The following is an 18,764-nucleotide window of genomic DNA, read 5'->3' as shown; positions in this document are numbered from 1 at the left end:
GTCAAGGAAACGGGAGCGTGCATGACCGAGGGAAACCGGACGGCCGCCGTCCACGGCACGGCAGCGGTCACGGCCGAAGTGCACGGCACGGTCGCCGACGGCTTCGAGGCGGTGCGCGAGGAGTTCGCCGCGTTCGTGGCCGGTGAACGGGGCGACTACGAGGGCCAGTTGACCGCGTACGTGCACGGGCGGCGGGTCGTCGACCTGTGGGCGGGTCCCGTGGAGGAGGCGACGACGGGCGGCGACACGCTGCACGGCGTGTTCTCCTCCACCAAGGGCGCCGCCCATCTGGTCGTCGCGCTCCTCGTCCAGGACGGGGTGCTGGAGCTGGACCGCGAAGTCGCCCACTACTGGCCGGAGTTCGCGGCCGAGGGCAAGGGGGCGGTGACCCTGCGGGAGCTGATCTCGCACCGGGCGGGGCTCATCGGCACCGATGCCGGGTTCACCCTGGAGGAGCTGGCGGACGACCGTGTCGTCGCCGAGCGCCTCGCCGGGCAGCGCCCGTACTGGCGCCCCGGAGCCGCCTTCGGCTACCACGCGCTGGTCATCGGGGCGCTCACCGGCGAGGTCGTACGGCGGGCGACGGGCCGTACGCTCCAGGAGGTGTACGAGGAGCGGGTCCGTGCCCCCTACGGGCTCGATCTCTTCCTGGGGCTGCCGGCCGAGCACGAGCCCCGCTTCCGGACCGTCCTGCCGATGACGCCGACGCCCGCGCAGCAGGCCGAGCTGGACGCCGTGCCGCACGGCCCGCACACGCTGGCGTCGATCGCGTTCAACAACCAGGTGCCGGAGCCGGGTGAGCTGACGGACTTCCCCAACGCGCGGATCGTGCGGGCGAGCGGGCAGTCGTCGGCGGGCGGTGTCGGCTCGGCAGGGGGGCTCGCCGGGATGTACGCGGCGGCCATCAGCTCGGTGGACGGCCGCCCGCCGCTGCTGAAGCCCGACACGGTCGCCGAGATCGGCCAGGTCCACTCCTTCGGCCACGACCTCGTCGCCCGCGCCCCGAAGGCGTTCGGGCTCGGCTTCCAGGCCACCGCCGAGCTGGTCCACCCGTTCCTCGGCGCGGGCACCTTCGGCCACAGCGGGGCCGGCGGCTCCCAGGCCTTCGCCGACCCCCGCAGCGGCCTCGCCTACGGCTACACCCGCCGCCGCATGGCCTTCCCGGGCGGGGCGGCGCCGGAGAACGCGGGACTGGTACGGGCGGTGCACACGGCGGCCCTGGCGCTCTGATCCCCGCCGAACCGGCGGGGCCGCACACGACGGAGTCCGCACCCCACGTCCAGGAGTGCGGACTCCGCGCTGTGCAACGACCGTGGACGGGCGACCGTCACGGGGCGGGGCTCAGAGCTTGACGATCATCTTGCCCGTGTTGTCGCCGCGCAGGACGCCGAGGAAGGCCTCCAGGTTGTTCTCGATGCCCTCGACGACCGTCTCGCGGTACTTGAGCTCGCCCGACGCGACCCAGGGGCCGACCTCCTGGACGAACTGCGACTGGAGGTCGTAGTGGTCGCCGACGAGGACGCCCTCGACGCGCAGGCGGTTCTGCAGGATCTTGACCATGTTGCGCGGGCCGGGGGTCGGCTCCGTCGAGTTGTACTGGGAGATCATGCCGCAGATCACGGCCCGGCCGCGCAGGTTGAGCGCGCCGATCGCGGCCTCCAGGTGCTCGCCGCCGACGTTGTCGAAGTAGACGTCGATGCCGTCGGGGGCGGCCGCCTTGAGCTGCTCCCAGACCGGGCCGTTCTTGTAGTTGAAGGCCGCGTTGAAGCCGTACTCCTCCACCAGCAGCTTGACCTTCTCGTCGGAGCCGGCCGAGCCGATGACGCGGGAGGCGCCCTTGAGCCTGGCGATCTGGCCGACCTGGCTGCCGACGGCACCGGCGGCGCCGGAGACGAAGACCGCGTCGCCCTCCTTGAAGGCGCCGACCCGCAGCAGACCCGCGTAGGCGGTCAGGCCGGTCATCCCGAGGACGCCGAGGTAGGTGGAGAGCGGCGCGGCGTCCGGGTCGACCTTCACGGCCTGCTTGGCGTCGAAGGTGGCGTACTCGCGCCAGCCGCCGAAGTGCAGCACGTGGTCGCCCACGGCGATGCCGTCGGCCGCCGAGGCGACGACCTCGCCGACCGCACCGCCCTGCATGACCTTGCCCAGCTCGAACGGGGCGACGTAGGACTTCGCGTCGCTCATGCGGCCACGCATGTACGGGTCCACGGAGAGGTACTTGTTCCGTACGAGGACCTCACCCGCGCCGGGCTGCCGGATCTCCGCCTCCACCAGGGCGAAGTCCTCGTCCTTGGGCCAGCCGACGGGGCGGCTCAGCAGGTGCCATTCACGGCTGGTGGCGGGGAGGGCGGGGGTGTCGGACATGGGGTCGGCCTTTCTGCGCTGCGAGGGGCATGCCGTGGTGCGCACACACCGTGATACATACCGTGCGGTTACTTCAGCATCTGAAACAACCATGCTCCTGAATATTTCATGTTGTCAAGTAAAGGGGTACCCTCGGAGCCATGCCCACGCAGAAGACGACCCCCCGCATCGACCCGTTGACCATGGAGGTCGTCGAACTCATCGGCGCGGTGGTGGCCCGCTACCACGAGGAGTACGAGGACGCCGCCGCCGAGCACAGCCTCACCGGCGCCCAGGCCCGTCTCCTCGGCCTCCTTTCCCTGGAGCCGCTGCCCATGCGTCGCCTCGCCCAGAAACTGCGCTGCGAGCCGTCGAACGTGACCGGCATCGTGGACCGGCTGGAGACGCGGGGCCTGGTGGAGCGCCGCCCCGACCCCAATGACCGCCGGGTGAAAGTGGCGGCCGCCACCGCCGAGGGCCGCCGGGTGGCCGGCAGCCTCCGGAACTCCCTGGACTTCGCCCGCGAGCCGCTGGCGGGCCTGAGCGCCGCCGAACGGGAGACGCTGCGGGATCTGTTGCGGCGGATGCTCGGGGCGTAGCGCGCGGGCGACGGGCGCTGGGGGACGGGCGCGGAAACGGGCTGGGAAACGGGCCTGGGTGCAGCGGCCAGCCGTCCGTCCTACGCTGAGCAGGGGAGTCTTTGCTGGAGGTCTGGATGGCCAACGGGAAAGCCCTGAACGGCCCGGACGGTGCGGACGGTGCGGACGGCACCAGAAGGACCCGCGACGGCGTCGCCGCCGTCGTACTCCTGCGGATCGCCTCACACGTACTCAGGCGCAGACCGCCGCCGGACCGGGTGGAAGAGCCTGCCCGACCCCCTCGTTCTCAACTCCCCGGTTCCGCCGAGGAGATGTTCCGGGGGCACAGAACGGCCTGGCGCGAGCGGGCCGTCGCCCACATCCTCTACCTCGAACAGCAGGCGGCCCGGGAGAGGTGCCGAGTCGTCGAGGACCCGACCGAGCAGTGTCAGCGGGAGAAGACACTGGACGGGATCGCACGGCAACTGGAAGAAGCGCGCCAAGCCGTCTCCGTGCGGCGCCGCCTGTTCACGGGAGCCGCCGCCCTGGAGCGCACCTGGGCCAATGTGCGCGCGACCGACGTGATGCTGCTCAAGCTGTGTTCGGAGCAGGAGTTGGCCGGACGCAGCCCCGATGTGCTGAGCCATGTCGAGCAGCATCTCCGCCCGAACGACCCGCTGCGGGTGAAGGCGGCCGAGGCCGTCGGACGCGTGGAGGCGGGGCAACGGCTGCCGGGCGACCGTGAACTGCTCGTCTCCGCCCAGAGCGCCTCCTACGAGGCCCTGGACGGCGAGTTCAGCAGGGTGCGCAGCCTCAGCATCATCCTGCGCATCGCGACCTTCTTCGTCCTCCTCGGCGCGGGCGGGCTCGCGGTCTGGGGGTGGTACTGCCCCGATTCCCTGAACATGTGTTTTCTCCCGGAGAAGAGCGACTTCGCCGCCTGCCCCTCCGGGGAGGTCCGCCGGGAGGACCAGAAGTTGGCTCCGAGCGACTACGCCAGGTCCGTCGACGTCCTCGTCGTGGAGGCCGCCGGGCTCGCCGGCGCGGCGCTCACGGTCATCGCGTCCCTGCGCCGCATCCAGGGGACGAGTTCGCCGTACATGCTGCCGCTCGCGGCGGCCCTGTTGAAGTTCCCCACCGGCGCGCTGACCGCGTTCATCGGGGTGCTGCTCATCAGGGGTGCGTTCGTGCCCGGCCTGAGCGACCTGGACTCCAGCCCGCAGATCGTCGCGTGGGCCGTCATCTTCGGCGCGGCCCAGCATCTGGTGACCCGTTTCGTCGACGCACGCGCGCGCGAGACTCTGTCGGACGTGGGGCGGCCGCCGTCCGACCCGCCCGAGCGACGAGCCCCCGACGGAGGGCAGAGCCGTGCGTGAGCCGGATGAGCTGACCATCGCGCTGGAGGAGGGCTTCACCGGCCAGCACGTCGTGGTCGCGGTGGACGGGGACGTCGTCCTGGACGATCCGGAGGTCCGCACCCGGCTGCAGATCGGCCTCGCCCGCTCGGTTCCGGTCCCCCTGTCGGAGGGAGACCACGCGATCGGTGTGCGGGTCGACGGCGTCGAGCGGCTGGACATCCGTGTCGACGCGGGTGTCACCCGATGGGTGCGGATCGATCGTGCCGCCGACGGCGGTCTCCACGCCGTGACCGGCAGCGGTCCTCGCGGATACGCGTGAGGCCCCTCGCCGCAAGGGTCTCGTGACCGTCCGGTCCCAGCGGTGCGGTTGCGGCTCTCCCCTGCCGGGCTTTGACTGGCCAGTGGGAACAAACCCACCTGTCGGGTGAATCACCACATTCCGTGCGCCGTCCGACGTCACGTTCCCCGCACGACGCCCCCGCAGCCGCTTCAGACGGCTCCGGCTCGTACGCGGACGTCGCTCAGGCCCACGTTTCTCCGGTCCGGAACGGTCCGGGCTCCCGGCCGTTCACCGTTCACCTTCATCCGCGCGTGCTCCGCACGGGCGGAAGCGGGAGGCAGCATGACCACTCAGGGATCCAGCCCGCGCAGTGAGTTCGACCAGCTCGTCAGCGCGGTGATGGGCACGATCACCCGCCGTCTGGGCGGCGAGAGCCAGACCGGGCCCGAGGCGGCCGCGGAAGGCGAAGGCATCGCGGCGACCGGACGCAGCGGCGTGTACCTGCGCCTCGACCTCCCCGTGCCGCCCGGGGGCCTCGCGCAGGCCGCCGAGGCCGTTCGCCCCGTCGAGGCGGGGCCGGTACCGACGGCGGTGGGCTTTCCCCTGATGTCGGCCGTGTCGTCGGGCGACGGCGAACCGGTCTCCTCACCGGCGTTCGTGTCCGGTCAGGCCCCGGCACAGGCCGAGCTCGCGGCACCCGAGAGCGCCGTCGTGTCCTTCGAGGAACTGCGCGTGGACGTGGACGGCCCCGCCCCCACCATGACGGTCTCCGGCACGGTCTGGCGGCTCACCAGCGGCCGGCTCACCTGGCTCGCCAAGGTCCGCAAGGAGCCGAACGGCACGTACGCGGGACCGATCAAGTACCGCGACGGCAACACGGCCCTGCGGCCCGGCACCGCGATCCGCGTCCAGCTCACGGGCACTCCGCCCCTGCAGCCCATGGGCGCGCTGGTGACCTTCGTACGGCCGGACGCCCCGGACGAGGTGGTGCGCTACGCGCAGGTCACGCCACACTTCCGTGAGGTGGAGATCGAGTACGACCGGGTCTCCGACGCCGAACAGACCGTCGAGTACGCGTTGCACGACCACCCCGTACGGCCGCCCGACCTGCCGAACACCACCCTCACCGTGGAGGACGCGTTCAGCCGGCAGGGCATCCATGTCACGCGGACCCGGGGCAGCAACGAGATCCCGCTCTCGGAGTCGGTGAACGGCTCGTGGTCCGACATCGAGATGCACGACGCCATGCAGCGGCACTGGTCCGCCTGGCAGCCCGGCCCCACGGGGCAGGGGGTCGCCCAGTGGCAGGTCTGGACGCTCTTCGCCGGTCGGCACGACGAGGGTCCCGGCCTGGGCGGCATCATGTTCGACGACATCGGCTCCGCACAGCGGCAGGGCTGCGCGGTGTTCTCGAAGTCGTTCATCTCCGAACGGCCGCCCCACGACCCCGCCCCCGAGGCGTTCGCGCGTCGGATGGCCTACTGGACGGCGGTGCACGAGATCGGTCACTGCTTCAACCTCGCGCACTCGTGGCAGAAGTCGCTGGAGACGCCCTGGATCCCGCTGCGCGACGAGCCCCGCGCCTTCAGCTTCATGAACTACCCGCACGAGTTCCCCGGCGGACCGCAGGCGTTCTTCGCGGGCTTCCGGTACTTCTTCTCCGAGGACGAACTCCGCTTCCTGCGGCACGCTCCCGAGCGGTTCGTGCAACAGGGCAACATCCCCTGGTTCGACCACCACGGCTTCGAGCAGGCGCGACGCAGCGCCGGTACGGGGCCGTTGCGGCTCACCCTGCGGTTCAACCGCGGCACCGACCGGCAACAGGCCTACCGCTTCGGCATGCTGGAGCCGGTGATCGGGGAGCTGAAGCTGACCAACACCTCCGGGGTCCCCACGATGGTGAACCGCGCGACGCTGCGCAGTGACGAACTCAGCATCCTCGTCCAGCGGGACGGCACGACGGAGGCCCGGGTCGTCCAGCCGTACCTGCGCTACTGCCTGCGCCCCGAGCCCGTCCTGCTCCAGCCGAACGAATCGCTGTACGAGGAGGTCGTCCTCTCCTCGGGTCTCGGCGGCTGGCAGATCTCCGAGCCCGGTGCCTACCGGGTGTACGCGGCGCTGCGGTCCGCCCGCGACGGGGCCTCGGCCGCCGCCGACCCGGCCGGCGGCCAGATCCTGGCGGACCCGATCACCGTCCGGGTGGAGCGCCCGGCCAGCCGCGACCAGGAACGCCTCGCGGACGACGTGTTCACCGACACCGTCGGACGCGTCCTCGCGCTGGGCGGCAGCAGGGTTCTGGACGACGCGAACGACGTGCTGCGCGAGGTGACCGAGCGGATCCCCGACACGGCGGTGGCCAGGCACTCGGCCGCGTGTCTCGCCACCGCGACGGCCGTTCCCGGCAAGGTCCTCGCGGCCCGGAACGGCGCGGTGAGCGTCGAGGCCGCCGGGACCGACGCCGAGGCGGGCGGACAGCTGGGCGAGCACGCCTACGGTGACCTCGGGGCCGCGGCGGACACGTTCGGTCACATCCGTCTGACGAACGACCTGACGCGTTACGCGGCGGGTCTGGACGAGCTGGGCCGGCGTGACTCGGCGACCCGGCTGCTGGACGGGCTGGCCCACACCCTGGAGGAGCGCCAGGTGAAGCCCGACGTGGTGCGGAAGGTGCAGTGGGAGAGGCAGCAGATCGCGGAGGGCCACGCCGACCGGTGACTCCGCACCGACCGAACGACGGCCCCTGACGATACGCCAGGGGCCGTAACCCGTCGGTCGGTCACCTGTCAGTCGGTCGGCGTCAGTCGGTCGGCGTCAGCCGGTCACCGGCAGTCGGCCGCCGGCATCGGTCGACGTCAGCCGTTCGCCCGTCAGTCGGCCGCCGGCATCGGTCGACGTCAGCCGTTCGCCCGTCAGTCGGCCGCCGGCAGTCGCTCGCCCCTTAGCCCCTCGCCGTCAGTCGGTCACCCGTCATTCGGTCGACGTCGGTCGCTCGGCCGTCAGCCGCTCGCCCCCCAGCCGGCAGCCGGCCGCCGGGGCCGGTCGCCCCTCAGCCGCTCGCCCTCCGCCGTTCACCGCCAATCGGCGCCGGCAGTCGCTCGCCCTTAGCCCCTCGCCGTCAGTCGGTCACCCGTCATTCGGTCGACGTCGGTCGCTCGGCCGTCAGCCGCTCGCCCCCCAGCCGGCCACCGGCAGCCGGTCGCCGTCAGCCGGTCGTTGCCGGTCGTGTGGGCGCGCTTGCCGTCAGGCGCACCACCACAGGAACCTTTCGCACGTCTCCGAGGGCGACGGGTCGGGGGCCGGGTCGTCGGGGGTGGGGTCGGCGGTGGGTTTCGTCGTCGGGTCGGGGGCGGCCGTGGCGGCCGGGCCGGTGGGGGACGGGGCGGGGCGGGAGTCCCCGGTCGCGGACTGGCTGTCGCGTTCCTTCTCCTGCTCGGCCTCGTCCTTGTCCTTGTCGTCCTTCTCCGACTCGGAGGCGGACGGGGAGGCCGACTTGGAGGGCGAGGCGGACGGGGAGGCGTCCTCGCCGGTGCCGTCGGCCGTGCCGTCCCGCTCGGCCGACCCGCCGTCGGGAGAGGCCGAGGAACCGCCCGCGGCCTCGTCGTCGGCCGCGTTGGTCGTCGGAGCGGAGCCGGGGGACTCGATACCCAGCTCCGCCAGGCTCAGCGCCCCGACGGCCAGCAGCAGCCCGGAGCCGATCAGCAGGACGCGCTTGCGGCGGCGCCGATGGGCGGCGGCCTTGCGGTCGCGGCGGTTGGAGCGTGTCCCGGTCGCGCGCTCCCGGCCGGCCCGGCGGCGCGAGGCGCGGGGGCCGGGCTCGCCCTCGGGCGCCGGGGAGGTCTCCTCGGCTTCCTCGGCGTGCGCGTCGGCGTCGTCCGCGTACGCGGGGAGCTCTTCGACGGGGGTGCCGCAGCCCGGGCAGGCGAGGGCGCCGTTGAGGTGCCGTCGGCACGGGTGGCAGTAGTCCATGACGCGGGAAGACTAGATTCCGCACGGGGGGCGTTCCTAGAGGCTCTTGTGAAGGTTGTGTGCGGAACTTGTCTTTCCGGTTTGCCCAGTTGAGGTCAAGCCCGAGCATTCGCCCCTGATGTCGGCGCACGCCGAGCAGGTCCGCCGCACGCGGGGTGCGACGGACCACAGGGGCCGAGGGGCCGGGAACTGCTCGGTTCAGGTCTGTTTCCGGGCCGTCATGGCCCGCTGGATCAGGATGAACGCGCAGAGCAGCACACCGGTGGCGATCTTCGTCCACCAGGAGCTGAGGGTGCCCTCGAACTGGATGATGCTCTTGATCAGGCCCAGCACCAGGACGCCGAAGAGGGTACCGATGACATAGCCGGAGCCGCCGGTCAGCAGGGTGCCGCCGATGACCACCGCGGCGATGGCGTCGAGTTCCATGCCGACGGCGTGCAGCGGGTCACCGGACTGGATGTACAGCATGAACAGCAGGCCGGCCAGGGCCGAGCAGAAGCCGCTCACCGTGTAGACGGCGATCTTGGTGCCGCCGAGCGGGAGTCCCATCAGCAGCGCCGACTGCTCGTTGCCGCCGATGGCGTACACACGGCGTCCGAAGCGCGTGTAGTGCAGGACGTAGAAGGCGGCGCCGAGGACGGCCAGGGCCACGAGGGCGCCGATCGAGAGGTCCCCGAGCCCCAGCGGCACCCGGGTCTGGGCCAGGCTGCTCACCGTGGAGTCGCTGATGGAGATGGACTCCTTGCTGATGACCAGGCACAGGCCCCGGAAGAGGAAGAGCCCGGCGAGGGTCACGATGAACGGCTGGATCTCGAAGTTGTGGATCACATAGCCCATGAGGAAGCCGCCGAACGCGCCGACGCCGAGGGCGAGCGGGACGACCACGATCAGGGGCAGGCCCTGACGCTCCACCAGCCAGGCGGTGAACATGGTGGTGAAGCCGATCAGCGAGCCCACGGACAGGTCGATGCCGCCGGACATGATGACGAAGGTGGCGCCGACGGCGGCGACCAGGAGGTAGCCGTTGTCGATGAACAGGTTGAGGAACACCTGCGGTTCGGCGAACCCGTAGTTCTGGTACCGGCTCAGGCCGGTGATGTACATCGCGAGGAACAGGGCGGCCGTGACCAGGACCGGCAGCCGCCGGTCACCGAGCAGGCGCGTGATCGCGGACGCCTGGGACGCCGTCCCGCCCTCCGAGGCGGGACGCGTCTTGGTGGTCGCGCTCATCGCGACACCTCCATCTTCGGGGCGGCGTCGGCCGGGGCGGTCGGCTCCGCCGGGGCGGCGGGCTTCCCGCGCCCCTTGGCGCCGAAGACCTTGGCCCGGAACTTCGGGGACTGCAGCAGGCAGACGACGATGACGACGGCGGCCTTGAAGACCAGGTTGGTCTGGGTCGGCACGCCGATGGTGTAGATCGTGGTGGTCAGGGTCTGGATGACCAGGGCGCCGATCACGGTGCCGCCGATCGAGAACCGGCCGCCGAGCAGCGAGGTGCCGCCGATGACCACCGCGAGGATCGCGTCCAGCTCGATCCACAGGCCGGCGTTGTTGCCGTCCGCGGCCGAGGTGTTGGAGCTGATCATCAGGCCCGCGATGCCCGCGCACAGGGCGCAGAACATATAGACCATGATCTTGATGCGCCGGGACCGGATGCCCACCAGACGGCTGGCCTCGGCGTTCCCGCCGACCGACTCGACGAGCAGACCGAGAGCCGTCCTGCGGGTCAGCGCCACCGTGACGGCGACGACCGCGGCCACCACGAAGATGGAGAAGGGCAGCGTCAGCCAGTAGCCGCCGCCGATCAGCTTGTACGGCTCGCTGTTGATGGTGATGATCTGGCCGTCGGTGATCAGCTGGGCGACACCGCGTCCGGCGACCATGATGATGAGGGTCGCGATGATCGGCTGGATGCCCATCCGGGCGACCAGGAAGCCGTTCCACAGACCGCAGACGACGGCGGCCACCAGGCCGATGCCCATGGCGAGGAAGACCCCGGCCAGCGCGTTCTGGTCGGCCTGGTCGCTGATGTACGAGCAGGTCAGGGCGCCGGTGATGGCGACGACCGCGCCGACGGAGAGGTCGATGCCGCCGGTGGCGATGACCAGAGTCATGCCGACCGCGACCAGGATCAGCGGCGAGCCGAACAGCACGATCGAGACGAGGCTGCCGTAGAGGTGGCCGTCCGTCATCCTGATCGCGAAGAAGTCGGGGGTGAAGGGGACGTTGACGAGCAGCAGGGCCACCAGGACCGCCACCGGCCAGAACAGGTGGTGGTGCGTCAGCGCCCGCCAGCGGGAGGTGGTGGCTGCGGATGGGGTGCTCACTGGTGTTCTCCGCTCGCGATGGTCTCCAGGATCTTGCTGGTGGTGATCTCCGGCCCGTTGGTGAGCCGGGCCACCAGCTTGCGGTCGCGCAGGACGCCGATGGTGTGGCTGAGGCGCAGGACCTCCTCCAGTTCGGCCGCGATGTAGAGGACGGACATGCCGTCCTCGGAGAGGGAGACGACCAGCTTCTGGATCTCCGCCTTCGCGCCGATGTCGATGCCGCGCGTGGGCTCGTCCAGGATGAGCAGCTTCGGCTGGGTGATCAGCCAGCGGGCGAGCAGCACCTTCTGCTGGTTGCCGCCGCTGAGCTGGCCGACCCGGGCCTCCGGGTTGGCGGGGCGGATGTCCAGCGCCTTGATGTACTTGGCGACCAGTTCGTCGCGCTGGCCGGCCGGGATGGGCCGGGTCCAGCCGCGGGACGCCTGGAGGGCCAGGATGATGTTCTCCCGGACCGTCAGATCGGGGACCAGGCCCTCGGTCTTGCGGTTCTCCGAGCAGAACGCGACCCCGGCGCCGATGGCGTCGTTCGGGGCGCTCATCGAGACCTGCCTGCCGCCCACGGTGACCTTGCCGCTGTCGGGCTGGTCGGCGCCGAAGAGCAGCCGGGCGAGTTCGGTGCGGCCCGAGCCGAGCAGGCCGGCGAGGCCGACGACCTCGCCCTTCTTGATCTCCAGGTCGAAGGGGGCGATGCCACCGGTCCGGCCGAGGCCCTCGGCCTCGACGAGGGTCTCGCCGACGTCGGAGCGCAGCTGGTGCTCGTGGAGCTCCTCCAGCTGGTCCAGGGCCTTGCCGATCATCAGCTCGATCAGCCCGACCTGGTCGAGGTCGGCCACCATGTGCTCGCCGACCAGGGTGCCGTTGCGCAGGACCGTCATCCGGTCGCAGATCTCGTAGATCTGGTCCAGGAAGTGCGAGACGAAGAGGATGGCGACGCCCTCGTCCCGCAGCCGCCGCATCAGGCGGAACAGTTCGAGGACCTCGTCGCGGTCGAGGCTGGAGGTGGGCTCGTCCAGGACCAGCACCTTGGTGCCGGAGCCCTCGCCGTCGCTGTCGCCGTGGCCCACCGACCGTACGATCGCGACCAGTTGCTGCACGGCCAGCGGGTACGAGGACAGCGGGGCCGTCACGTCGATGTCGAGGCCGAGGCGGTCGACCATCTCCGCGGCTTCCCTGCGCATCTGCTTCCACTGGATGCGGCCCGCGCGCGTGGGCTCACGTCCGATGAAGATGTTCTCCGCCACCGAGAGGTTGGGGCAGAGGTTGACCTCCTGGTAGACCGTGCTGATGCCGGCCTGCTGCGCCTGCAGCGGGCTGCCGAACCGCACGGACTTCCCGTCGAGGGTGACGGTGCCGCCGTCCAGGGAGTAGACCCCCGTCAGCACCTTGATGAGGGTGGACTTCCCTGCGCCGTTCTCGCCCATCAGGGCGTGGATCTCGCCCGGGAAGAGCCGGAAGTCGACGCCCGACAGAGCCCGTACCCCCGGAAATTCCTTGACTATGCCCGTCATCTCCAGGACGGGCCGCGGCTCTGCCATGAGCAGCGCTCCTCTTGACATGGGTTCAGGCCCGCGGGGAGCCTCCGGGACCGGGGCGAACCCGGGTCCCCTGGAGGCTCCCTGCCGGTGCGGGAGGGTCAGTACTTACGGGTGGGGAGCGCGTCCTTGGCCTGGTCCTGCAGGAAGTCGCTCTCCTCGGTCTTGATCCAGCGCTCGACCTTCTCGCCGTCGTGGACCTTCTGCACGACCTCCATCAGCTGGGGGCCGAGCAGCGGGTTGCACTCGACGATCGCGTTGATCTTGCCTTCGGACATCGCGATGAAGCCGTCCTTCACACCGTCGACCGTGACGATGAGGATGTCCTTGCCGGGCTTCTTGCCGGCCGCCTCGATGGCCTGGATGGCGCCGAGGCCCATGTCGTCGTTGTGCGCGTAGAGGACGTTGATGTCCGGGTTGGACTGCAGGAAGGCCGCCATGACCTGCTTGCCGCCGGCGCGGGTGAAGTCGCCGGTCTGGCTGACGACGATCTCCCAGTCGTCCTTGTGCTCGGCGTCCATGATCTCCTTGAAGCCCTTGGCACGCTCGATCGCCGGGGCGGCACCGGTGGTGCCCTCCAGCTGGGCGATCTTGACCTTGCCCTTGTGGCCGGCCTTCTCCAGGACCTTCTCCAGGATCTTGGCGGCGCGGCGGCCCTCGTCGGTGAAGTCGGAGCCGACCAGGGTGACGAACAGGGACTCGTCGCTCTCGACGGAGCGGTCGGTCAGGACGACGGGGATCTTCGCGGCCTGGGCCTCCTTGAGGATGGCGTCCCAGCCGGTGACGACGACCGGCGAGAAGGCGATGACGTCCACCTTCTGCGCGATGTAGCTGCGGATCGCGGAGATCTGGTTCTCCTGCTTCTGCTGCGCGTCGGAGAACTTGAGGTTGTAGCCCGCCTCCTTGGCGGCCGACTTCACGGAGTCGGTGTTGGCGCTGCGCCAGCCGCTCTCGGAACCGACCTGGGAGAAGCCGAGGGTGATCTTCTTGCCGCCGCCGGAGGAGGTGCCGGTGGAGCTGTCGTCCTCCTTGGCGCAGGCCGCCAGGGTGCCCGCCGCCGCCACACCGATCGCCGCGGTCAGGAAGTTCCGTCTGTTGAGCATGTTTCTTCTCCTTTGAAGAGCCGGTCCGAGGACGGACCGTTGGCACTCAGGGGCCGGCCGCACCGCGTCCAACCTGTCGATCATTGTTCGAAATGTCGGCCATACTGATGAGGGAATGACGTTTGTTTGTTCGGTGCCGCGTCAGCCCGGAGCGGTCCCCGCCAGGGGGACGTACGGAAAGGTGCTGGCGCGGACGACCAGCTGGGGTTCGATGGCGACCCTGGAGACCGTGGGGGCCCGGCCCTCGATGAGGTCCAGCAGCAGGGCGATGCTCCGCTGCCCCACCGTGGCGAAGTCCTGTCGGACGGTGGTGAGCGGCGGGGCGAAGAACTCCGACTCCGGGATGTCGTCGAAGCCCACCACCGCCACGTCCTGGGGGGTCCGTACGCCCGCCTCGCGCAGGGCCCGCAACACCCCCAGCGCCATCTGGTCGTTGGCGACGAAGACGGCGGTCAGACCACGGCCCACCCAGCCGGCCAGTTCCTGGCCCGCCCGGTAGCCCGAGAGCGGACTCCAGTCCCCCCGCAGCGGCTGCGGCGGTTCGACGCCGGCCTCCTCCAGGGTGGCCCGCCAGCCGGCGGTCCGGTCGGCGGCCTCCTGCCAGTACTCGGGTCCGGCGAGGTGCCAGACCTTGCGGTGACCGGCGGCGAGCAGATGGCCGGTGGCCAGCCGCGCGCCCAGGTGCTGGTCGACGTTGACGCTGGGGATCTCCGCGCCGGAGCCGGTGCCCACGGCCACCACCGGGAAGGGGTGGCGCAGTTCGCTGAGGGCCGCGACCGCCGAGCGCTGCGGGGCGAGGGCGATCACTCCCTCCACCCCGCCGTCGCTGAGACGGTCCAGGGCCTCGGACAGTGCCTCCACGGTCAGCTCCCGCAGACTGACCGTCGAGACGAGGTATCCCTCGGCCCGTGCCGCCTCCTCCAGTGCGAAGAGGGTGCTGGCCGGGCCGTAGAGCGTGGTGTTGGAGGCGACCACGCCCAGGGTCTGGGTGCGCCTGGTCGCCAGGGCCCGTGCGGAGAAGTTGCGGCGGTAGCCCATCTCCTCGATCGCGCGGAGCACCTTGGCCCGGGTCTCGTCCCGCACGTTGGGGTGATCCCCCAGCACACGGGAGACGGTCTGGTGGGAGACCCCGGCCTGGCGGGCGACGTCGGCCATGGTGGGCGGTCGCAGCTGCGAGGACGTCACGGCCGCACCTCCTTGGCGGTCGTCTGCCGATAGGACCCGTCGTGCGGGAGCGCGCTCCCGTGCCGCCGGTTTCATAACAAATTTCCGGAACGCCCCAAGACATCCGAGGGGAAGCCGAGTTGGCGCGAGTCCGACACGACGCTCGTACCTCCCTGGATGTTGCCGGGCGATGAATGGTGCGTTGCGGAGGTCATTGTGAGCGCTAACAATTCCTGGCGGTCAAGAGGGCTGCAGCAGAGAGGGCGGTCACGTTTGCGTAACGCGCCGGGCGGCACGGGTCACGACGAGGGCGTCCGGAGGCACTCATCGGCCGCGCAACAGGCTTTTGGCCCGAACGCGTTGACGCGAGCCACCTCGCGACCCCGCGTCGGCTTCAGCGTTCGGCGCGACCTCCCTGGCAGAGGCCGTGTTCCGGCACGACGACGGGTCGACGGCAAGCCGAACCCGGCACCCCCGGCAAGACCGGAACTCGCCGCTCGGCACCCAACTCACCCTGGACGCAACGGACATCACACCCGCCACCAGAGGCCGCTTGGACATCCGCGCCCCCGTCAAGGACACCGCTCACATCCGCTCGCCGCGCGCCGCGTTCACCTGCGCCCAGATCACCCCGTACCGTTCCCGGGGCGCGGGCCGCGCGGGTCGCCCTGGACCGTTGTGTGTTCGACCCATTGACACTCCGACCGGGTCGTCCTTACTGTCGCGACCAGCATTTCGAACGAGCGACGAAATTTCGAACAGACTACAGAGGACAGGGAGTACCGTGCGCATCACGGGAATCAGCACGCACGTGGTCGGGACGCCGTGGCGGAACCTGACCTACGTCCTCGTGCACACCGACGAGGGTCTCACCGGCGTCGGCGAGACCCGCATGCTGGGCCACACCGACGCGCTGCTCGGCTATCTGCACGAGGCGAAGACCAACCACATTCTCGGCTCCGACCCGTTCGCTGTCGAGGATCTGGTCAAGCGTATGAAGTACGGCGACTACGGGCGCGCCGGCGAGATCGTGATGTCCGGCATCGCCGTCATCGAGATGGCCTGCTGGGACATCAAGGGCAAGGCCCTCGGTGTGCCGGTCTGGCAGCTGCTGGGCGGCAAGGTCACCGACAAGGTCAAGGCGTACGCCAACGGCTGGTACACCACCGAGCGCACGCCCGAGGCGTACCACAAGGCGGCGCGCGGCGTGATGGAGCGCGGCTACAAGGCGCTCAAGATCGACCCCTTCGGGACCGGCCACTTCGAGCTGGACCACCAGCAGAGCCTGTACGCCGTCTCGCTGATCGAGGCCGTGCGTGACGCCATCGGGCCGGACGCCGAGCTGATGCTGGAGATGCACGGCCGCTTCTCGCCCTCGACCGCCGTGCGGCTCGCCAAGGACCTGGCACCCTTCAAGCCCGCGTGGCTGGAGGAGCCGGTGCCGCCGGAGAACCTGAAGGCGCTGGAGAAGGTGGCCGCCAAGGTCGACATGCCGGTGGCCACGGGTGAGCGCATCCACGACCGGATCGAGTTCCGTGAGCTCTTCGAGAGCCAGGCCGTGGACATCATCCAGCCGGACGTCGGCCACATCGGCGGCATCTGGGAGACCCGCAAGCTGGCCGCGACCGCCGAGACCCACTACATGCTGGTCGCGCCGCACAACGTGGGCGGCCCGGTGCTGACGGCGGCCTCCCTCCAGGTCGGCTTCACCTCCCCGAACTTCAAGATCCTCGAGCACTTCAACGACTTCGCGGACGCGGACATCAAGAAGGTCGTCTCGGGCGCCCCGGAGGTCGTGGACGGCTACTTCCACCTCTCCGACAAGCCCGGCCTCGGGGTCGAGCTGGACGTGGACGCGGCGGCGGAGTTCCCGCAGCAGCAGGCGCGCTTCGACCTGTGGGCCGAGGGCTGGGAGCAGCGCAAGCCCAAGGGGACCAAGTGAGCTCCTCCCCCGACGCGGCAGCCGCCGTCGTCATCGAGGCGCCGGGCGAGCACCGTCTCGTCCCGCACGAGGCCAGGCCGCCGGAGGCCGGCGAGGCCCTGGTCCGGGTGCACGCCTCCGGGATCTGCGGCAGCGACCGCGAGGTCTTCCAGGGCAACCGGCCGGAGGGGTACGTCCGTTACCCGCTCACCCCGGGCCACGAGTGGTCCGGCACGGTCGTCGAGGTCGGCACCGGAGTACCTTCAACTCTTGTAGGGCGCAAGGTAGTTGGTGAGGGTTTCCGCAACTGCCAGGTGTGCGACCGCTGCCACGCGGGCGAGACCACGCTGTGCTCCGCGGGATACGAGGAGACCGGGTTCACCCAGCCCGGCGCGATGGCCACGACGCTCACCCTGCCCGCCCGTCTGCTGCACGTCCTGCCGGACGACGCGGATCTGACGGCGGCGGCGCTGCTGGAGCCGGCCGCGTGCATCGCGGCCGCCGCGCTCAAGGCGAACGCCGTTCCGGGTGAGCGGGTCGCCGTGGTGGGCACCGGGACGCTCGGGATGTTCGCCGTTCAGTTCTTGAAGGCGGCCTCGCCCGCCGAGCTGCTCGTCGTGGGCACGCGGCCGGACCGCGCGGAGCTGTCGAAGCGCTTCGGCGCCACCGACTTCCGCACCAAGGACCAGGCGCTGCCGGGCGACTTCGACGTGGTCATCGAGACCGCCGGGTCGGCGGACGCGGCGCGCACGGCAGCCGCCCTGCTGCGGCGCGGCGGCCGGCTGGTCCTCACGGGCATCCCGGCGCCGGGCGCCGACGGGCTCGACCCGACGGATCTCGTCGTACGGCAACTGGAGGTGCACACGGTGTTCGGCGCGGCGCCGGACGCGTGGGCGCACACGGTGCGGGTCTTCGGAGCCGGGCTGCTGGACCCGCTGCCGCTCGTCACGCACGAGCTTCCGCTGGCGGAGTTCTCGCAGGCCATCGAGTTGGTGGGGTCCGGCGACCCGACGGTCGGAAAGGTCCTGCTGCGGCCATGACACACCCCTGAGCCGTACGCCGGTACGGGGTACCTGACGACTGCGTACCGGCGTACATCCAAGAGCTTTGTGCACCAAGAGCCGCGAACCTCGTCCGAAATACCGAACATGAAGGACAGCTTGTGACCGACACCACCGCCCCGGCCCCGCGCCGACCCGGCGAGCAGGCCCTCGCCGCGCTCGGGCTCGACGCACCCGCCCTCGACCCGTCCGACGCCTCCCCGCACACCTTCCCCGGTGGCGGCCGGTGGCGCACCGAGGTGCCCTCCGTGGAGGGGCCGGAGGCGCTCGCCGTGGTCCTCAAGGAGGCCTCGCGACTCGACGTCCCGATCCACCGGATCAGCCAGGGCAGCGGTGTGTGGATGCTCACCGACGCCGAGATCACCGAGATGGTGGAGGCGACGGCCGAGCGCGACATCGAGCTCTGCCTGTTCACCGGCCCGCGCGGCACCTGGGACATCGGGGGCTCCACCCGCACCGACTCCAAGGGCGGCGGTCTGCGCGCCCGGGGCCACGACGCGGTCGCCGGCTGTGTGGAGGACGCCGTGCGCGCGACCGAGCTGGGCGTGAAGTGCCTGCTCGTCGCCGACGAGGGCGTGCTGTGGACGCTGCACAAGGCGCGGGTGGCGGGGATCCTGCCGGCCGACACGACGTTCAAGGTGTCGGCGCTGATCGGACCGGTGAACCCGACCGCGTACGCCGTGTACGAGAACCTCGGCGGCGACTCGATCAACGTGCCGAGCGACCTCACTCTCGACCACCTCACGGAGATCCGGCGGGCGTCCGGCGCCCCCATGGACATGTACATCGAGGCGCCCGACGACCTCGGCGGCTACGTCCGCATGTACGAGGTCGCCGAGCTGATCCGGCGCGGCGCGCCGATCTATCTGAAGTTCGGCCTGTCGAAGGCCCCCGGGATCTACCCCTACGGGCATCACATGCGGGACCTCACACTGTCCACGGCCAAGGAACGCGTACGGCGCGGCCGGCTGGCCCTGGACCTGCTCGCACGGCACGGAGCGGACGGCGACATGGCGCCGCTCGGCTCCCGACTGCCGGGCGAATTGAAGCGGTTCGGAACTCCCTCATAACGAACCGGACAACTGTCTTCACAGAAGACGACGCAGTCACACACAATCCCCCACGTCTTCT

Annotated in this window: 15 protein-coding genes; 8 read left to right on the top strand and 7 right to left on the bottom strand. The window is 70.7% G+C overall.

Annotated elements, in window-relative coordinates:
- Positions 1–21: 21 nt before the first annotated feature.
- Positions 22–1,230 (top strand): serine hydrolase domain-containing protein, encoded by a 1,209-nt coding sequence (locus ACZ9QC_RS29565; protein WP_472915897.1) that lies wholly within the window; start codon positions 22–24, stop codon positions 1,228–1,230.
- A gap of 111 nt (positions 1,231–1,341) precedes the next feature.
- Here the strand turns inward: ACZ9QC_RS29565 and ACZ9QC_RS29560 are convergent, their stop codons facing one another.
- Positions 1,342–2,364, bottom strand: a complete 1,023-nt coding sequence (locus ACZ9QC_RS29560) for an NADP-dependent oxidoreductase (protein ID WP_472915896.1) — start codon at positions 2,362–2,364, stop codon at positions 1,342–1,344.
- Positions 2,365–2,504: 140 nt separating this feature from the next.
- Here ACZ9QC_RS29560 and ACZ9QC_RS29555 point away from each other — a divergent pair, with 140 nt between their 5' ends.
- From ACZ9QC_RS29555 to ACZ9QC_RS29540, 4 genes are all read left to right on the top strand, one after another.
- Complete coding sequence (locus ACZ9QC_RS29555; RefSeq protein WP_472915895.1) at positions 2,505–2,942, top strand: MarR family winged helix-turn-helix transcriptional regulator; 438 nt, start codon at positions 2,505–2,507, stop codon at positions 2,940–2,942.
- 116 nt (positions 2,943–3,058) lie between these two features.
- A complete protein-coding gene (locus ACZ9QC_RS29550) occupies positions 3,059–4,297 on the top strand; it encodes a hypothetical protein (RefSeq protein WP_472915894.1) in 1,239 nt (412 codons plus the stop codon).
- Positions 4,290–4,598 (top strand): hypothetical protein, encoded by a 309-nt coding sequence (locus ACZ9QC_RS29545; RefSeq protein WP_472915893.1) that lies wholly within the window; start codon positions 4,290–4,292, stop codon positions 4,596–4,598. Before ACZ9QC_RS29550 ends, ACZ9QC_RS29545 begins: the two co-directional genes overlap by 8 nt.
- A gap of 303 nt (positions 4,599–4,901) precedes the next feature.
- On the top strand, positions 4,902–7,274 hold the full coding sequence (locus ACZ9QC_RS29540) for a hypothetical protein (RefSeq protein WP_472915892.1): 2,373 nt from the start codon (positions 4,902–4,904) through the stop codon (positions 7,272–7,274).
- A 525-nt stretch (positions 7,275–7,799) separates the two neighbouring features.
- Here ACZ9QC_RS29540 and ACZ9QC_RS29535 read toward each other — a convergent pair.
- The 6 genes from ACZ9QC_RS29535 to ACZ9QC_RS29510 all read right to left on the bottom strand — a co-directional run bounded on the left by ACZ9QC_RS29535 (position 7,800) and on the right by ACZ9QC_RS29510 (position 14,672).
- Positions 7,800–8,525: an SCO2400 family protein gene (locus ACZ9QC_RS29535; RefSeq protein ID WP_472915891.1), complete on the bottom strand. Its 726-nt coding sequence runs from the start codon at positions 8,523–8,525 to the stop codon at positions 7,800–7,802.
- Between the two features lie 198 nt (positions 8,526–8,723).
- On the bottom strand, positions 8,724–9,755 hold the full coding sequence (yjfF, locus tag ACZ9QC_RS29530; RefSeq protein WP_472915890.1) for a galactofuranose ABC transporter, permease protein YjfF: 1,032 nt from the start codon (positions 9,753–9,755) through the stop codon (positions 8,724–8,726).
- The gene (locus tag ACZ9QC_RS29525) at positions 9,752–10,852 is read right to left on the bottom strand and encodes an ABC transporter permease (RefSeq protein WP_472915889.1); all 1,101 of its coding nucleotides are present in this window, start codon (positions 10,850–10,852) and stop codon (positions 9,752–9,754) included. The genes yjfF and ACZ9QC_RS29525 overlap by 4 nt, the downstream gene beginning before the upstream one ends.
- On the bottom strand, positions 10,849–12,387 hold the full coding sequence (locus tag ACZ9QC_RS29520; RefSeq protein ID WP_472915888.1) for a sugar ABC transporter ATP-binding protein: 1,539 nt from the start codon (positions 12,385–12,387) through the stop codon (positions 10,849–10,851). The genes ACZ9QC_RS29525 and ACZ9QC_RS29520 overlap by 4 nt, the downstream gene beginning before the upstream one ends.
- A 98-nt stretch (positions 12,388–12,485) precedes the next feature.
- The gene (locus ACZ9QC_RS29515; protein ID WP_472915887.1) at positions 12,486–13,487 is read right to left on the bottom strand and encodes an ABC transporter substrate-binding protein; all 1,002 of its coding nucleotides are present in this window, start codon (positions 13,485–13,487) and stop codon (positions 12,486–12,488) included.
- Positions 13,488–13,628: 141 nt separating this feature from the next.
- A complete protein-coding gene (locus tag ACZ9QC_RS29510) occupies positions 13,629–14,672 on the bottom strand; it encodes a LacI family DNA-binding transcriptional regulator (protein ID WP_472915886.1) in 1,044 nt (347 codons plus the stop codon).
- 763 nt (positions 14,673–15,435) lie between these two features.
- On the opposite strand from ACZ9QC_RS29510, the gene ACZ9QC_RS29505 reads away from it, so the two are divergent.
- The 3 genes from ACZ9QC_RS29505 (at position 15,436) to ACZ9QC_RS29495 (ending at position 18,703) form a co-directional block, all read left to right on the top strand.
- Positions 15,436–16,593: a mandelate racemase/muconate lactonizing enzyme family protein gene (locus ACZ9QC_RS29505; RefSeq protein WP_472915885.1), complete on the top strand. Its 1,158-nt coding sequence runs from the start codon at positions 15,436–15,438 to the stop codon at positions 16,591–16,593.
- Complete coding sequence (locus ACZ9QC_RS29500; protein WP_472915884.1) at positions 16,590–17,612, top strand: zinc-dependent alcohol dehydrogenase; 1,023 nt, start codon at positions 16,590–16,592, stop codon at positions 17,610–17,612. Before ACZ9QC_RS29505 ends, ACZ9QC_RS29500 begins: the two co-directional genes overlap by 4 nt.
- Before the next feature lie 122 nt (positions 17,613–17,734).
- Entirely contained in the window at positions 17,735–18,703 is a 969-nt protein-coding gene (locus ACZ9QC_RS29495; RefSeq protein WP_472915883.1) for a hypothetical protein, read from the top strand.
- Positions 18,704–18,764: the final 61 nt, after the last annotated feature.

This window comes from Streptomyces sp. HUAS MS02, from assembly GCF_055702265.1.
This window is presented reverse-complemented; position numbering and strand designations above follow the sequence as displayed.

Bases quoted from the DNA above. Each gene is read 5' to 3' on its own strand.
- ACZ9QC_RS29520 (WP_472915888.1), bottom strand. From the start codon at position 12,387: ATGGCAGAGCCGCGGCCCGTCCTGGAGATGACGGGCATAGTCAAGGAA.
- ACZ9QC_RS29535 (WP_472915891.1), bottom strand. From the start codon at position 8,525: ATGGACTACTGCCACCCGTGCCGACGGCACCTCAACGGCGCCCTCGCC.
- yjfF (WP_472915890.1), bottom strand. From the start codon at position 9,755: ATGAGCGCGACCACCAAGACGCGTCCCGCCTCGGAGGGCGGGACGGCG.
- ACZ9QC_RS29555 (WP_472915895.1), top strand. From the start codon at position 2,505: ATGCCCACGCAGAAGACGACCCCCCGCATCGACCCGTTGACCATGGAG.
- ACZ9QC_RS29540 (WP_472915892.1), top strand. From the start codon at position 4,902: ATGACCACTCAGGGATCCAGCCCGCGCAGTGAGTTCGACCAGCTCGTC.
- ACZ9QC_RS29550 (WP_472915894.1), top strand. From the start codon at position 3,059: ATGGCCAACGGGAAAGCCCTGAACGGCCCGGACGGTGCGGACGGTGCG.
- ACZ9QC_RS29560 (WP_472915896.1), bottom strand. From the start codon at position 2,364: ATGTCCGACACCCCCGCCCTCCCCGCCACCAGCCGTGAATGGCACCTG.
- ACZ9QC_RS29515 (WP_472915887.1), bottom strand. From the start codon at position 13,487: ATGCTCAACAGACGGAACTTCCTGACCGCGGCGATCGGTGTGGCGGCG.
- ACZ9QC_RS29565 (WP_472915897.1), top strand. From the start codon at position 22: ATGACCGAGGGAAACCGGACGGCCGCCGTCCACGGCACGGCAGCGGTC.